The organism is Streptomyces sp. NPDC028711, assembly GCF_055565415.1.
This window is the reverse complement of sequence record NZ_JBVHUJ010000001.1, coordinates 883,005-897,788: the sequence shown is the minus strand read 5'-3', so window position 1 is coordinate 897,788 and position 14,784 is coordinate 883,005. Positions and strand designations below refer to the sequence as shown.

General features: G+C 73.1%; 10 protein-coding genes. 8 read left to right on the top strand and 2 right to left on the bottom strand.

Features of this window, described 5'->3' with window-relative positions:
* Window positions 1–18: 18 nt before the first annotated feature.
* The gene (locus ACZ4VK_RS04015; protein ID WP_468348155.1) at window positions 19–1,983 is read right to left on the bottom strand and encodes a glycosyltransferase; all 1,965 of its coding nucleotides are present in this window, start codon (window positions 1,981–1,983) and stop codon (window positions 19–21) included.
* A gap of 200 nt (window positions 1,984–2,183) precedes the next feature.
* Between ACZ4VK_RS04015 and ACZ4VK_RS04010 the strand changes: the two genes are divergently transcribed.
* From ACZ4VK_RS04010 to galE, 8 genes are all read left to right on the top strand, one after another.
* Entirely contained in the window at window positions 2,184–3,302 is a 1,119-nt protein-coding gene (locus ACZ4VK_RS04010; protein WP_468348153.1) for a hypothetical protein, read from the top strand.
* A 124-nt stretch (window positions 3,303–3,426) separates the two neighbouring features.
* The gene (locus ACZ4VK_RS04005) at window positions 3,427–4,218 is read left to right on the top strand and encodes a TIGR03936 family radical SAM-associated protein (RefSeq protein WP_468348151.1); all 792 of its coding nucleotides are present in this window, start codon (window positions 3,427–3,429) and stop codon (window positions 4,216–4,218) included.
* A 228-nt stretch (window positions 4,219–4,446) separates the two neighbouring features.
* On the top strand, window positions 4,447–8,361 hold the full coding sequence (locus ACZ4VK_RS04000; RefSeq protein ID WP_468348149.1) for an Rne/Rng family ribonuclease: 3,915 nt from the start codon (window positions 4,447–4,449) through the stop codon (window positions 8,359–8,361).
* 248 nt (window positions 8,362–8,609) lie between these two features.
* The gene (rplU, locus tag ACZ4VK_RS03995; RefSeq protein ID WP_056558958.1) at window positions 8,610–8,930 is read left to right on the top strand and encodes a 50S ribosomal protein L21; all 321 of its coding nucleotides are present in this window, start codon (window positions 8,610–8,612) and stop codon (window positions 8,928–8,930) included.
* Between the two features lie 13 nt (window positions 8,931–8,943).
* On the top strand, window positions 8,944–9,198 hold the full coding sequence (rpmA, locus tag ACZ4VK_RS03990) for a 50S ribosomal protein L27 (protein ID WP_030317577.1): 255 nt from the start codon (window positions 8,944–8,946) through the stop codon (window positions 9,196–9,198).
* 108 nt (window positions 9,199–9,306) lie between these two features.
* Window positions 9,307–10,746 (top strand): GTPase ObgE, encoded by a 1,440-nt coding sequence (gene obgE, locus ACZ4VK_RS03985; protein WP_468348146.1) that lies wholly within the window; start codon window positions 9,307–9,309, stop codon window positions 10,744–10,746.
* Window positions 10,747–10,876: 130 nt separating this feature from the next.
* Complete coding sequence (locus ACZ4VK_RS03980; RefSeq protein WP_468348144.1) at window positions 10,877–12,505, top strand: glycosyltransferase family 2 protein; 1,629 nt, start codon at window positions 10,877–10,879, stop codon at window positions 12,503–12,505.
* A 14-nt stretch (window positions 12,506–12,519) separates the two neighbouring features.
* On the top strand, window positions 12,520–13,506 hold the full coding sequence (gene galE, locus ACZ4VK_RS03975) for a UDP-glucose 4-epimerase GalE (protein WP_468348142.1): 987 nt from the start codon (window positions 12,520–12,522) through the stop codon (window positions 13,504–13,506).
* A gap of 125 nt (window positions 13,507–13,631) precedes the next feature.
* Here galE and ACZ4VK_RS03970 read toward each other — a convergent pair whose 3' ends face one another.
* Window positions 13,632–14,738 (bottom strand): glycosyltransferase, encoded by a 1,107-nt coding sequence (locus ACZ4VK_RS03970; RefSeq protein WP_468348846.1) that lies wholly within the window; start codon window positions 14,736–14,738, stop codon window positions 13,632–13,634.
* Between the last annotated feature and the right edge of the window lie 46 nt (window positions 14,739–14,784).

The window sequence follows — 14,784 nt, the reverse complement described above, 5'->3', positions numbered from 1 at the left end:
CCGGCTACCGCTCGCCGGTCACTTCTTGTCGATGATCTTAAGCGAGAGCTGGCCGTTGCTGGAGAAGTACGGGCGCAGCTCGTTCCGGACGGGCGCGCCGGGGACGGCGGACAGCCGGCTGCGCCAGACGCTCTTCGCCTTGGTCTCCACGGCGGCAGGGGCGCCGGACTGCTTCACCACCGGGTACGGGTAGGTGAAGACGTCCATCGGGGTGAGGACGTCGGTGGCCAGCTTGCAGACGCGGATCCGGGCGGAGTCCCGGTCCGGCAGCAGCCAGAGGTCCCAGACGTCCTCCGCGCCGGCCTGGTGGAGGCGGGCCGCGGCGGCGTTGTCCAGGGTGGCCGTGAAGCGACCGTCGGCGCCGGCCTTGACCGGGAAGGTGAAGTTCCGGTCGGCCTCCTTGCGGTGCACGGCCTCGATCACGCTGCCGGCGCCGGGCTTGACGCCCCAGGCAGCGGCTTCGATGACGATCGAGGTGGCGCCGGCGTTCAGGGCCGCGACCTCGACGTGCTGGGCGCGCACCCGGCTCTGCACCCGCAGGGTGCCGTCCGTGTGAGTGTGCGGCAGCAGCAGCGACAGGGCGGGGCCCTCGGTGCGGGGCAGCTTCAGCGACAGGATCTGGAGGGTGTCGCAGCCGGCCGACCGCAGCGGCATGTCGAAGCCGGCGGCGCGGATCTGCAGCTCCCAGTCGCCCTCGACGAGCTTGCCGAGCGCGGGGACCATCGCCTCGCCGTCGACGAAGGGGAGGACGACCTCGTCGGCCTTCTTGCGGATGTCCTTGCAGACCAGCTGGGCGTCGCTGTCGGCGGCCAGCCCGTCGACCAGCACCCGGACGTCGCCCTGCGGGGCGACCACGGCGGTGGCCGTGCTCGGGATGGCCCGGCGGGCCCGCATGGTCTCCACGAGCCGCTCGAAGCGGGCGACGGTCTCGGCCTCCTGGAAGCGGACCACGTTGGCCACCGCTGCGGCCGCCATCTTCCGGCGCAGGTCCTCGTCGGAGATCAGCTTCTCGATGCGCTCGGCGAGCGCCTTCTTGTCGCCGAGCGGCACGACGTAGCCGTCCTCGCCCTGCGTGATGATGTTGCGCGGGCCGTGCGGGGCGTCGTAGCAGACCGCCGGCAGGCCGGCCGCCATCGCCTCGACGGTGACGTTGCCGAAGGCCTCCAGGTGGGACGGGAGGACGAACACGGAGGCCTTGGCGAACTCCGGCGTGACCGGGGTGGCCGGGCCCATCAGGAAGATCTGGTTGTTGCTGTCCGTGTCGTTGATCTTCTTGCGCAGGTTGGCGCGCTCGGGGCCGGAGCCGTAGATCCGCAGGCTCCAGTCCGGGTGGCGCGGCGCCACGGTGGAGAAGGCCTCGATGAGGTCGGCGAAGCCCTTGTGGGACTTGAGCAGGCCGGCGGTGACCACGATCTTGTTGTCGCCGGTCGACATCTGGCCCTCGTGGGCCGGGATGCAGTTCGGCATGGGGGAGAGCAGGTGGCTCACGGCGGGGACGACCCCGGCGATGGTCCGGCACTCGTCCGGCGTCGGCGCGGTGATCGCGTCCATCTTCGGGTACGCGTCCTTGAAGAGGGCGTCCCGGATGTGCGCGCCGTACCGCGCGGGCCGGGAGTGCTCCATCGCGACCTTCAGGAAGTCGCGCTCCGCGTAGGCCAGCATGATCGTGATCTTCGGGTTGTTGCTGACCACGACGTCGGCGTCGGTCGTGGCCAGGTACTCCATCAGCCGCCGCTCGGCCAGACGGCTGATCCACGGCTTCTTGTCCGTGGGCTCGTTCGGGTAGATGTGCGGGAAGACCTCGATCATCGGGTCGTCGCCGTCGTACGTGTGGGAGTGCTTCCGCATGTCCGAGAGAGCGAGCGTCTTCACCCGGGGGTCGAGCGGGAAGAACGCCTGGTCGCGGTTGCGGCGGAGGGCGACCAGCTCGACCTCGTGGTGGTCCGCGAGCGCCTTGGCGAGGTTGTGGATGGCGCTGACCACGCCGCCGATGTGACAGCGATCGACCAGAAGGAAGGATATTTTCATACCAAGCCTCAACGTGTACGGGTAGGAAGAGCGGAAGCCGAGAGGGGCACACGGCACGGACGTCGGCCCCTAGGCTACGGGCCCACCCCCGAAGGCGGAGCCTGCCCGTCCGGGCCGATCTAAACCGCGCGCGGCCGTTTCGCGTCCTCACCTTCATGGACCTGGAGAAAACCGCCCCCCGGCCGCCGGAGCCCGAAGGCTGTCTGACGACGGCCATCAGGATTCCCGTACGGATCGTGGTGCTGGTCGTCGTCGTCCCCGTGCGCCTCGTGTGGGACGCCCTGGTGCTCTGCGGTGCCTTCCTCGGCCGGGTGCTGCTGCGCCCCCTCGGGCGGGCCGGCGCCTGGCTCCGCCGGACGGTGCTCGCCCCGGTGGGACGCGCCCTCGCCCGGACGGCCGAGCTCCTCGGCCTCGCCGTGTGGTGGCTGCTCAGGGCGGTCCTCTACTGGCCCTGGCGCGCGCTCTGGCGCCATGTGGCCGTACCGCTCGCCGTCCATCTGATCGCGAACCCGGCGGCCTGGCTGTACCGGACCGTCCTGAAACCCCTCGGACAGGCACTGGCCCGGGGAGCGGCCTGGGCGTACGCCCGCCTGCTCACACCGCTCGGGCGCGGGACCGGCCTCGTGCTGTGGGCGGTGCTCGTCCGGCCGTGGACCGCCCTGTGGCGGTACGTGGTCGTGCCCGTCGCGCGGGGGACGTACCGCTTCGTCCTCACCCCGCTCGGCCACGGGCTCGTCCTCCTCGGTCGCGGCCTCGCCTGGCTCGTGAAGCGCCTCGTGAGGGTTCTCGTCGTCATCCCGGCCGTGTTCCTGTACCGATGGGTGCTCGCCCCCGCCGGACGGCTCCTCGCCGTGATCGGCCGCGAGACCGTCGACGCGTTCAAGGTCGCCTGGCGCGTCGCGGGATACGTCACACGGGCCGCCGGGCGCGCCCTGAAGTGGCTGGCACGCCACCTGATCGGCCGCCCCGCCGGCTGGTTCTACCGGAACGTGTGCACCCCGGTCGGCCACGTCGTGCGCGACGCCCTGTGGCGCCCGGCGCGAAAGGTCGCCGTGGAGACCGGCCGGGCGGCACGCGCCGCCCTCGCCTCGGCACGCGCGACCGTGCGCCAGGCCCGCCGGGACGCGTGGCGCGCGCTCGTCGGCGGAGCACGGCAGCCCGATCCTGTGACCGTCCTGCCGGGTCGGGCGCGTAACCTGGGAGGTACTGCACCACGACACACCGTTCCCGGCGTGGCGGCCGAGACCGAGATCTCCCTGCACGAGCGAGGGTGAACCGGCCGGCCCCGAGGGAACCCCCTGGACGTCCGTGGGCGGCGCGACACCCGCGCCCGCCCCGCAACGAGGAGAAGAACCACTGGGCAAGCGACAGCCCGAAGGCCCGCCGCCCGCACCGGCGGTGCAGCGCATCCGACTGCGCTACACCAAGCGCGGCCGCCTCCGGTTCACCAGCCACCGTGACTTCCAGCGCGCTTTCGAGCGTGCACTGCGCCGTGCCGAGGTGCCCATGGCGTACTCGGCCGGCTTCACCCCGCACCCCAAGGTGTCGTACGCCAACGCCGCCCCGACGGGCACGGGCTCCGAGGCCGAATACCTGGAGATCGCCCTCACCGAGGCGCGTGACCCGGAGACCCTGCGGGCCCTGCTCGACGAGTCCCTCCCGGCCGGCCTCGACATCACCGACGCCGTCGAGGCCCGCACCTCGGGCCTCGCCGACCGGCTCACCGCCTCCGTGTGGGAGCTGCGGCTCGAAGGCGTCACCGTCGAGGACGCCGAGAAGGCCGTCGACACGTTTCTCGCGGCCGAGACCGTGGAAGTACAGCGCAAGACCAAGAACGGCGTCCGCACCTTCGACGCGCGTTCCGCGGTCACCGAGCTGACGGCGACCCGTCCCCAGGGTGATCCCCAGGGTGATAGGCCGCTGGACAGCGCTTGTGCGATACTGCGGCTGGTTGTTCGGCACGTGACACCTGCCGTGCGACCCGACGACGTCCTGTCCGGTCTCCGAGCTGTGGCCGACCTGGCGCCGCCGGTCCCCGCTGCGGTGACCAGGCTGGCGCAGGGGCTCTTCGACGAGGAGTCCGGCACGGTGACCGACCCGCTCGCGCCCGACCGCGAGGCAGTCACGGCCGCTTCTACCACGGCCGCCCCGACCGCCTCTGCGACGGCGCCGGGTACCGGCATCGCGTAGGGAGCGGTCGTTGTAGCGATGCCCTGGTACTCGGGAGCCACCTGGGTCGGGCACCGCACTGACCAGGAGACTTTCGCCAGGCCGTCCGCACAGGGCGTACGGAACCGGCGAGCCAGACATAGAGCTCCCGTGCGGCGCCCGCGCCCCGGGCGGCGGCACCGCGCCACAGGCGCGACCGCCGGACCGGAACAAGGCGCGGCGCCCGGGAGCGTGACGGGAGAACCCCGCATGCTCGAGTCCAACGAAGACACCAACGCGCCCGGTGACAAGCTGCCGCCGCGCCGCAGGCGCCGCGCCGCTTCCCGCCCCGCCGGTCCGCCGGTGACGGGTGCGACCGCAGAGGTCCCGGCCGTCACCGCCGAGGCCGCGGCCGTCGAGACGTCGGCCGCGGAGGCCGCTCCGGCCGCGGAGGCCGAGGCCGCACCCGCGCCGCGCACCCGCCGCCGCGCCACCCGCAAGGCCACCGCGCCCGCCGCGGAGACCGCCGAGACCGTGGCGCCCGTCGCGCAGACCCCGGAACCGGTCGTGGAGACCGCCACCGGGTCCGAGGCCGTCGAGGAGGCCCCCGAGGCCGCCCCCGCCCGCCCGCGCCGCCGCGCCACCCGTAAGGCCACCGCGCCGGTGACCTCCCCGGCCGCCGCCGAGGAGCCCGCCGAGACCACGGCGCCCGCCCCGGCCGCCGAGGCCGTCGCGGAGGAGGCCCCCGAGGCCGCCGCGCCCGCCCGTACCCGCCGCCGGGCCACCCGTAAGGCCACCGCCCCGGCCGGCGCGCCTGCCGCCGCCGAGGAGACCGCGGTCGCGGCCCCCGCCGCCGAGCCGGTCGTGGAGACCGCCGAGGCCGCGGAGGAGGACGCCGCACCCGCCCCGCGCACCCGCCGCCGTGCCACCCGCAAGGTCACCTCTCCCGAGGTGGCCACCGAGGCCCCCGCCACCGGCGAGTCGCTGCCCGCGGCCGCCGCCGCGCAGATCGCCGCCGACGAGGCCGAGGTCACCGCCGCCGAGACCGCGGCCACCCGTGGCCGCGGCCGCCGCCGCGCGACCTCGCCGCAGTTCACCTCCGAGCCGGCCCCGGTCAGGGAGACGCGCCGTGCCGCGCGCCCCGCCGTCGCCGTCTTCCAGGCCCCGGTCTTCGCCGAGCCGATGTTCCAGACCCCGGAGACCGCCGCGGCCGCCGCCGCGACCGCCGTGGAGCCGGAGGACGAGGAGGAGACGGTCGAGGAGACCGAGGCCGTCGAGGCCGAGGTCGTCGAGACCCCCGAGCCCGCCGAGCGCGCCGAGGCCGGCTCCCGCCGTCGCCGTCGCCGCCGCGGCGAGCCCGTCGCCGTGGAGCCCGTCCCGGCCACCGTCGCCGACGAGCCCGAGGTCGAGGCCGTCGCCGACGAGGTCGACGAGACCGTCGAGATGGAGGAGCCCGAGGCGGCCGAGGAGACGGACGAGTACGAGGACCGCCCCTCGCGCCGGCGCCGCCGTGGTGGCCGCCGCCGCCGTCGCGGTGAGCTCAGCGACGTCGAGGAGGGCGAGGAGCCCCGCTCCGACGAGTCCGACGACACCGAGGAGGCCGAGGAGCCCGAGGAGTCCGAGGAGGACCAGGACGAGGCCTTCGCCGGCGGCTCCAGCAGCTCCCGTCGTCGCCGTCGCCGCCGCCGTCGCAGCGGGGACGCCTCCGCCGACGCCGAGGGCGCCGACGAGGAAGGCGTCCGTACGGTCGTCAAGGTCCGAGAGCCCCGTCCGGCCCGCGAGAAGGCCGAGCCCGGCACGGGCGCCGACGAGGTCCAGTCCATCAAGGGCTCGACCCGTCTGGAGGCCAAGAAGCAGCGCCGCCGCGAGGGCCGCGAGCAGGGCCGCCGCCGCGTCCCGATCATCACCGAGGCCGAGTTCCTGGCCCGCCGCGAGGCCGTCGAGCGGGTCATGGTCGTCCGCCAGAACGGCGAGCGCACCCAGATCGGCGTCCTGGAAGACAACGTGCTCGTCGAGCACTACGTCAACAAGGAGCAGGCCACCTCGTACGTCGGCAACGTCTACCTGGGCAAGGTCCAGAACGTGCTGCCGTCCATGGAGGCCGCCTTCGTCGACATCGGCAAGGGCCGCAACGCCGTCCTGTACGCCGGCGAGGTCAACTTCGAGGCGCTCGGCATGGGCAACGGCCCGCGCCGCATCGAGACCGCCCTCAAGTCCGGCCAGTCGGTCCTCGTCCAGGTGACGAAGGACCCGATCGGCCACAAGGGCGCCCGGCTGACCAGCCAGGTCTCGCTGCCCGGCCGCTACCTCGTGTACGTGCCCGAGGGCTCGATGACCGGCATCAGCCGCAAGCTCCCGGACACCGAGCGCGCCCGCCTCAAGACCATCCTCAAGAAGATCGTCCCCGAGGACGCGGGCGTCATCGTGCGCACCGCCGCCGAGGGCGCGAGCGAGGACGAGCTGCGCCGTGACGTCGAGCGTCTGCAGGCGCAGTGGGAGGACATCCAGAAGAAGGCGAAGAGCGGCAACGCCCCGACGCTGCTCTACGGCGAGCCGGACATGACCGTCCGGGTCGTCCGCGACATCTTCAACGAGGACTTCTCCAAGGTCATCGTCAGCGGTGACGACGCCTGGGAGACCATCCACGGGTACGTCCACCACGTCGCCCCCGACCTGACCGACCGTCTGTCCCGGTGGACGAGCGAGGTCGACGTCTTCGCGACGTACCGGATCGACGAGCAGCTCATGAAGGCGCTCGACCGCAAGGTCTGGCTGCCGAGCGGCGGCTCGCTGGTGATCGACAAGACCGAGGCGATGATCGTCGTCGACGTCAACACCGGCAAGTTCACCGGCCAGGGCGGCAACCTCGAAGAGACCGTGACGAGGAACAACCTCGAGGCGGCCGAGGAGATCGTGCGTCAGCTGCGGCTGCGCGACCTCGGTGGCATCGTCGTCATCGACTTCATCGACATGGTCCTGGAGTCCAACCGCGACCTGGTGCTGCGCCGCCTCCTGGAGTGCCTGGGCCGTGACCGGACCAAGCACCAGGTGGCCGAGGTCACCTCGCTCGGCCTGGTCCAGATGACCCGCAAGCGGGTCGGCCAGGGACTCCTGGAGTCCTTCTCCGAGACCTGCGTCCACTGCAACGGCCGCGGTGTCATCGTGCACATGGAGCAGCCGACCACCGCCGGTGGCGGTGGCGGCGGCAAGCGCTCGAAGAAGCGCGGCCGCGGCGGCGCCGAGCACGTCCACGAGCACGAGCACGCCGAGGCGGCGGAGACCGAGGCCGAGGCCCTGGTCGAGACCGAGGCCGAGGTCGCGGCCGAGCTGGCCGCCCCGGTGGCCCTTCCCGAGCCGATCGCCCCCGACGAGGAGCTGTACGGCTCCGTCGCCGAGGCGGAGGCCGCCGCCACGCGCGGCCGTGGCCGCCGTCGCGCCACCCGCAGGGTGTCGGCGCCGGTCGCCGCGCGGCCGGTCGTGGAGACCGAGCCGGTCGAGTTCGAGGCGAAGCCTCAGCCCGTCGCGGAGCCGGAGCCGGTCGTGGAGCAGCCGGTCGCCGAGCCGGAGCCCGTCGTGGCGCCCGAGCCCGTCGCCGAGCCGGTGGCCGACGAGGCCGCCGCGCCGGCCCCGCGCGGCCGCCGTCGCGCCACGCGCCGGGCGACCTCCCCGGTCGTCTCGACCACGGAGCCGGCCGCCGAGCCGACCGTCGTCGAGCCGACCGTCGTCGAGCCGACCGTCGTCGAGCCGGCGCCGGCCGAGCCGGTCGCCGTCGAGCCGGTCGCCGAGGCCGCCCCGGAGCCCGTGGTGGAGCCGGTCGCCGAGCCCGTCGTCGAGGAGGCCCCCGTGGCCGCCCCGCCGCGTGGGCGCCGCCGGGTGGTCCGTAAGGCCACCGCCCCGGCCGGTTCGCCCTCGGGCGCCGAGGAGGCCGCCGTGGTCGTGGTGACCACGGCCCCGGCCGAGGCCGCCGAGGCGGTCACCGAGGCCACCGAGGCGCCCGTCGAGGCCGAGCCCGCCCCCGTCAAGAAGACGGCGGCGCGCAAGACCGCGGCGAAGAAGGCCACGGCCAAGAAGGTCGCCACCAAGAAGACGGCGGCGACCAAGAAGACCGCGGCGAAGAAGACCACCGCCAAGAAGGCCCCGGCGAAGAAGGCGGCGGAGAAGACCGCCGCCCCTTCCCAGGACTGACCGGCGGGCACGGGCCGCCCTCCCCGGACGGGGCGGGCGGCCCGTGCCGATCGGGCGAATTTGACCCTCCGTGGCAGCCGCCCGTAACCTAGACCGTCGGCGTGTCTATCGATGCGCCGCGCCTCTGAGCACTTCCCTCCCGCTCGTCGGGAGAGGCCGCTCGTCCGATTCCGGAACGCCGCGGGCCCTCGGGTCCGTGTGAGCGGCTGGCTTCAGAGGTTTCGATCCCGAGTGAGAGAGAGATCCGCGTGTACGCCATCGTGCGCAGCGGTGGTCGCCAGCACAAGGTTGCTGTCGGCGACATCGTTGAGGTTGACAAGATTCCCACTGCCAAGGTTGGCGACACGGTCGAGCTCTCGACCCTGCTCGTTGTCGACGGCGACGCCGTGACCAGCGACCCGTGGGTCCTGGCCGGGATCAAGGTCCAGGCCGAGATCGTGGACCACCACAAGGGCGCCAAGATCGACATCCTGCGCTACAAGAACAAGACCGGCTACCGCCGTCGCCAGGGTCACCGCCAGCAGTACACGGCGATCAAGGTCACCGGTATCCCCGCGGCTGCGAAGTAAGAGGGACTGAGACATGGCACACAAGAAGGGCGCATCGTCCACCCGGAACGGGCGCGACTCCAATGCCCAGCGGCTCGGCGTGAAGCGCTTCGGCGGTCAGGTCGTCAACGCGGGTGAGATCCTGATCCGCCAGCGTGGCACCCACTTCCACCCGGGCTCCGGCGTCGGCCGTGGCGGCGACGACACGCTGTTCGCCCTGCAGGCCGGTTCGGTGCAGTTCGGCACCCACCGTGGCCGCAAGGTCGTGAACATCGTTCCGGTCGCCTGATCGGATCTTTGCGGAGGCGGACCTCACTTCCCGTAACGGGAAGCGGGTCCGCCTTTCGCGTGTTACTAGATAGACATTCCACCCAGAAGTAACTGGAGGCACAGAACCATGACCACCTTCGTGGACCGCGTCGAGCTGCATGTCGCCGCGGGTAACGGAGGCCACGGCTGCGCCTCCGTTCACCGGGAGAAGTTCAAGCCGCTCGGCGGACCCGACGGCGGCAACGGCGGCCGTGGCGGCGATGTGACCCTGGTCGTCGACCAGGCCATCACCACGCTCCTCGAATACCACCACTCGCCCCACCGCAAGGCCACCAACGGCCAGCCCGGCGCCGGTGACAACCGCTCCGGCAAGGACGGCCAGGACCTGGTCCTGTACGTGCCCGACGGCACCGTCGTCCTCGACAAGCAGGGCAACGTGCTCGCCGACCTCGTCGGCCAGGGCACCACCTTCGTCGCGGGCCAGGGCGGCCGCGGCGGCCTCGGCAACGCCGCGCTCTCCTCCGCGCGCCGCAAGGCCCCCGGCTTCGCGCTGCTCGGCGAGCCGGGCGAGGCGCGCGACATCGTCCTGGAGCTCAAGACCGTCGCCGACGTGGCGCTCGTCGGCTACCCGAGCGCCGGCAAGTCCTCGCTCATCTCGGTCCTCTCGGCCGCCAAGCCGAAGATCGCGGACTACCCGTTCACCACCCTGGTCCCGAACCTGGGCGTCGTCACGGCCGGCTCGACGGTCTACACGATCGCCGACGTGCCGGGCCTCATTCCCGGCGCCAGCCAGGGCCGCGGCCTGGGCCTCGAGTTCCTGCGCCACGTCGAGCGCTGCTCGGTCCTCGTGCACGTCCTGGACACGGCGACGCTGGAGTCCGACCGCGACCCGGTCACCGACCTCGACATCATCGAGGAGGAGCTGCGGCAGTACGGCGGCCTGGAGGACAGGCCCCGCATCGTCGTGCTCAACAAGATCGACATCCCGGACGGCCAGGACCTCGCGGAGATGATCCGCCCGGATCTCGAGGCCCGCGGCTACCAGGTGTTCGAGGTCTCCGCCGTGGCCCGTCTCGGCCTCAAGGAGCTCTCCTTCGCCCTCGCCGGCATCGTCGCCGAGGCGCGCGCGTCCAAGCCGAAGGAGGAGGCGACCCGCATCGTCATCCGCCCGAAGGCCGTCGACGACGCGGGCTTCACCGTCACGTACGACGAGGCCGAGGACGTGTACCGGGTGCGCGGCGAGAAGCCGGAGCGCTGGGTCCGCCAGACCGACTTCAGCAACGACGAGGCCGTGGGCTACCTGGCCGACCGCCTCAACCGCCTCGGTGTCGAGGACCGGCTGATGAAGGCCGGTGCCCGCGCCGGCGACGGCGTCGCCATCGGCTCCGAGGAGAACGCGGTCGTCTTCGACTGGGAGCCCTCGATGATGGCGGGCGCCGAGATGCTCGGCCGCCGGGGCGAGGACCACCGCCTCGAGGCCCCGCGCCCGGCGGCCCAGCGCCGCCGCGACCGCGACGCCGAGCGGGACGACGCCCAGCGGGAGTTCGACGAGTTCGACCCCTTCTAGGGCCTGTCCGCCTCTTTTGCGGCCGTCCGTCGCCCGTGAGGTCCTCAGGGACCGAGCGGTGCGCGGGCGGCCGTTCGCGTTTCCGGCGGACGGGAGTGGAGGGCGGCGGGAGTCCCGTACCATCCTCCGTGTGAGTAGTATCACTACCCCTCAGGTAGCAGGAAAGCTCGGCGTTGTGGTAATCGCACACAATGACGAGGTGCTGGTACGCGACGCGATCCGGTCGGTGCTCGACCAGGGCCCGGTCGTCGCGGAGGTCGTGGCCGTCGACGACGGATCGAGCGACGGCACGGCCCGGGTCCTGGACGAACTGGCCGCGCTGCACCCCCGGCTCCGTGTCGTCCACCGCGCGGAGAACAGCGGCGGCTGCGGCACCCCCCGCAACGACGGCTTCCGGGCGGTCACCGCGCCCAGCGTGATATTCCTCGACAGCGACGACATCCTGCCCGAGGGCGCCGCCGAGGCCCTGGTGGCGGCGGCCGAACGCCACGGGGCGCCCGTCGCGGTCGGCGCCTGTGTGCGGCGCGAACTGCCCGAGGGCCGCGACGTCCGCTGGCAGCCCGCGCTCTACCACGAGCCCGCCCTCCTGGAGACGGCGGCGGACCTCATGCCGCTCGTGCACGACACGCTCTGCGTCAACAAGGTGTACGACCGCGCCTTCCTCGCCGAGCACGGCATCCGCTTCCCCGACGGCCGCTGCGTCTACGAGGACTTCCTCTTCACCGCCCGCGTCCTGGCCGCCGCGCCGCGCGTCGCCGTCGTCCCCGACACCGTCTACATCTGGCACGTACGGCGGGCCACCGCGCGGCTGTCGATCTCCCTCGACCGCGACGGCATCGCGAACTGGCAGGCGCGGATCGCCGCTCACCGCATGGCCGTGGAGACCTTCGAGACGGCCGGCCGCAAGGAACTCGCCGCCGCCTGCCGCACCAAGTTCCTCGAACACGACCTGCTCCTGTACGCCCGCGAGCTGAGGCTGCGCGACACCGCGTACCGCACCGGCTGGTGGGGGTCGGCCAGGGAACACCTCGCGACCTTCGGGGAGGGCGACATCGCCGCCGCGTCCCCGCCCGCCCGCTGGGCCGCCCGGTTCCTCCTCGCCGCCGAGGAGCCCCGGGACCTGCTCAGGCTGTCCCGGCTCGCCGCCGATCCGGCCCGGCTGCTCCCGCCGTACGCCCGGATCGGGGACGCCGCCGTCTGGTCCGAGGACCTTCCCGTGGAACTCGACGGCGTGGAGACCCTGCCGCTCGCCGGGCTCCCGCTGCTCGTCGACGGCGACCTGCGGCGCCCGGCCACCGGGGGCCAGGTGCGGTTCACGGTCCGCGACCTGTACGGACGGCTGGGCGCCGCCGTCCCCCGTACCGCCACGGTCGACTTCCTGCCCCGGGGCGCGGACACGCCCGCCCGCACCGAGCGGGCCGAGCTGAGCGAGGTGGCGGGCGGCTGGTCCGGCCGCGTCCCCGCCGGGCTCACGGGCCTGGCCCGGGAGGGCTGCCGCCGGGGGCGGCGGGGCGTCCAGCTCTGGGACGTCCGGATCACGGTGACCTGCGCGGACGGTGAGACCTTCACGACGGCGCTGCGGCTGCCGGAGGACCGGCAGCGACGGTCGGTCGTGCCGAGCAGCCGGTACGGTGTACTGCTGGTGCGGCAGTACACCACGGCGAACGGCTCGCTGGCGGTACGGCTCGCACCCGGTGTCCGTGACGGGCTCCGGGCGGTGGGGGCCAGGCTCCGACGGCTCTCCCGCAGTTCTCAGTGAAAAGGGGTTTGGGCATGACTTACCTGATCACCGGCGGCGCCGGGTACATCGGCTCCCATGTGGTCCGCGCCATGACGCAGGCGGGCGAGCGGGTCGTCGTCCTCGACGACCTGTCCACGGGGTACGAGGAGCGGGTGCCCGAAGGCGTCCCCCTGGTGGTCGGCTCCACCCTGGACCGCGAGGTCCTCGACCGGACGATCGCCGAGCACGGCGTCACGGGCGTCGTCCACCTCGCCGCCAAGAAGCAGGTCGGCGAGTCCGTCGAACTGCCGCTGCACTACTACCGCGAGAACGTGATCGGCCTCACCGTCCTCCTTGAGGCGGTCGCCGCGGCGGGCGTGCGCAACTTCCTCTTCTCCTCCTCGGCCGCCGTCTACGGCATGCCGGACGTCGACCTCGTCACCGAGGAGACCCCCTGCCTGCCGCTCAGCCCCTACGGCGAGACGAAGCTGGCCGGCGAGTGGCTGGTCCGCGCCGCGGGCGCCGCGCACGGCATCTCCACGGCCTGCCTGCGCTACTTCAACGTGGCCGGTGCCGCGGCCCCGGAGCTCGCCGACACCGGCGTCTTCAACCTGGTCCCGATGGTGTTCGAGCGGCTCGACGCGGGGGAGTCCCCGCGGATCTTCGGCGACGACTACGACACGCCCGACGGCACCTGCATCCGTGACTACATCCACGTCGAGGACCTGGCCGACGCGCACCTCGTCGCCGCGCGCAAGCTCGCCGAGTGGGCCGAGGCGGGGGAGCCGCGCGACCTCACGGTCAACATCGGCCGTGGCGAGGGCGTCTCCGTCACCGAGATGGTCGAGCTGATCAACGAGATCACCGGCCACGCCGTCGCCCCCGTCGTCACGCCGCGCCGCCCCGGCGACCCCGCGCGGGTCGTCGCCGCCGCCGACCGGATCGCCTCCGAGCTCGGCTGGAAGGCCCGTCACGACGTGCGCGACATGATCGGCTCCGCCTGGGCCGGCTGGGTCGCCCGCCGCGGCGCGGCGGTCTGACCGCGAGGAGACCCCGCGCACCGGGGGGTCTCCTCGCGAGCGCCTGAGGAAGGGCCGGGGGTACGCACCCCCGGCCCTTCTCTCGTTCCGACCGCCGTTTTTCCCGCCGGCCGCTCCGGCGAGGGTCAGCGCTCCAGGAAGGCGAAGAGCTCCTCCCAGCGGTCGGTGATCTCGTCCGAGGCGTACCGCTTCACGTTCTCGAAGGCCGCGTCGCCCATGCGGTCCCGCAGCTCCTTGTCGGTGATCAGCGTGCTGATGTGGCCGCCGAGCTCCACGGTGTTGCCGAGCCGGGCGAGCAGACCGTCCTCGCCGTCCCGGATGATCTCCCGGACGCCCGGCGCGCAGTCGAACGCGGCACAGGGCACCCCGGCCGCCATCGCTTCGAGCAGGGTGATCGGGAAGCCCTCGGCCCGGGAGGCCTGGGCGAAGACCGAGGCCCGGGAGAGCGCACCGAGGACGTCGTTGGTGCGTCCCATCCACTCCACCGAGCCGTCGAGACCGAGGTCGGTGGTCCGGCGGCGCAGCGCTTCCTCCTCGTCGCCCGTCCCGTAGATCCGCAGCTTCCAGTCGGGGTGGCGGGGCGCGATCTCGGCCCAGCTGTCGAGCAGTATGTCCACGCCCTTCTCGTGCGAGAGACGGCCGACGCTGGCGACGGCCTTCTCGGTGCGCGGCGCCGGGACGTCGGGCATGAACGGCAGGGCGTTGGGCATGTGGCCGACGTTGTCCATGCCGGCCCGGATCCACCGGTCCGCGTCGCCGGGGGTGAGGACGAGGAGCCGGTCGACGTCCTTGTAGTACCGCTTCACCCGCCCGTGCCGCGAGGTGGCCGCGGTCGCCGCGTACGACTCGTGGCTCATGCCGATGACGACGAGGCCCTTGGTGTCGGCGAGGGACACCCACTCCATCGCCCAGGCCTGCGTCACGATCACGACGGCGCCGGGCCGGGCGGCGGCGAACAGGGCCGTCATCCGGTCGGCCCGCTCCCGCATGCCGGCGGCGCGGACCGCGTTGCGACGGCGCTCGACCGCGTTCAGCCTGCCCTTGATGCCGCGAAGCGAGCGGAACTTCGGCGGGTGCTCGTCGTACAGCGTGGTGGTGTCGTACGGCAGCGGCTCGGGGAAGTCGTGTCCGCGCCCGGCGGGGGCCGGACGGATGCCGATGACGTGGACCCTGTGGCCCCGGCCGGTGAACTCCCGGGCCATCTGGTGGGTCCAGGTCGTCACCCCGCCCATCTCGTCCACGCTGTTGGAGACGATGAAGATGTCGCGGCCGCCGGAC

Excerpts from the sequence above, each read along its gene's own strand:
- ACZ4VK_RS04010 (WP_468348153.1), top strand. The coding sequence starts at position 2,184 with ATGGACCTGGAGAAAACCGCCCCCCGGCCGCCGGAGCCCGAAGGCTGT.
- ACZ4VK_RS04000 (WP_468348149.1), top strand. The coding sequence starts at position 4,447 with ATGCTCGAGTCCAACGAAGACACCAACGCGCCCGGTGACAAGCTGCCG.
- rpmA (WP_030317577.1), top strand. The coding sequence starts at position 8,944 with ATGGCACACAAGAAGGGCGCATCGTCCACCCGGAACGGGCGCGACTCC.
- obgE (WP_468348146.1), top strand. The coding sequence starts at position 9,307 with ATGACCACCTTCGTGGACCGCGTCGAGCTGCATGTCGCCGCGGGTAAC.
- galE (WP_468348142.1), top strand. The coding sequence starts at position 12,520 with ATGACTTACCTGATCACCGGCGGCGCCGGGTACATCGGCTCCCATGTG.
- ACZ4VK_RS03970 (WP_468348846.1), bottom strand. The coding sequence starts at position 14,738 with ATGGGCGGGGTGACGACCTGGACCCACCAGATGGCCCGGGAGTTCACC.